The following is a 461-nucleotide window of genomic DNA, read 5'->3' on the forward strand; positions in this document are numbered from 1 at the left end:
GTCAGTTCGCTCGACTTGCATGTATTAGGCACGCCGCCAGCGTTCATCCTGAGCCAGGATCAAACTCTCCATATTAGAGTAAGCTTGATATAGCTCTTTCGATTGATTCAGTCAATCAGTCTATCAGCACATTGTACTGTGTTTTATCGGAATTAACGTTGACATATTGTCATTCAGTTTTCAATGTTCAATTCATTTCTTTTTGACTCGACAAGAATTAATTATACATAACTCTTTTTTAAAAGTCAACACTTTTATCAATTTTTCCAAAGAAAAAAGACCCTTTGGTCATAATAAAAGTCTACCTGGCACCGTCCTACTCTTGCGGAACGTCAGTCCGACTACCATCGGCGCTAAAGAGCTTAACTTCTGTGTTCGGCATGGGAACAGGTGTGACCTCTTTGCCATAGGCACCAGATAAACATTGAATGTATTGTACATTCAAAACTAGATAGTAAGTA

2 rRNA genes are annotated in these 461 nt (G+C 38.8%); both read right to left on the bottom strand.

Features of this window, described 5'->3' with window-relative positions:
• Positions 1 to 75: ribosomal RNA gene (locus tag HHH54_RS10910) — 16S ribosomal RNA — on the bottom strand; the annotation flags it as partial.
• A gap of 228 nt (positions 76 to 303) precedes the next feature.
• Positions 304 to 418: ribosomal RNA gene (gene rrf / locus HHH54_RS10915) — 5S ribosomal RNA — on the bottom strand.
• Positions 419 to 461: the final 43 nt, after the last annotated feature.

Source organism: Staphylococcus canis (assembly GCF_016238445.1).
GTDB classification, from domain to species: domain Bacteria; phylum Bacillota; class Bacilli; order Staphylococcales; family Staphylococcaceae; genus Staphylococcus; species Staphylococcus canis.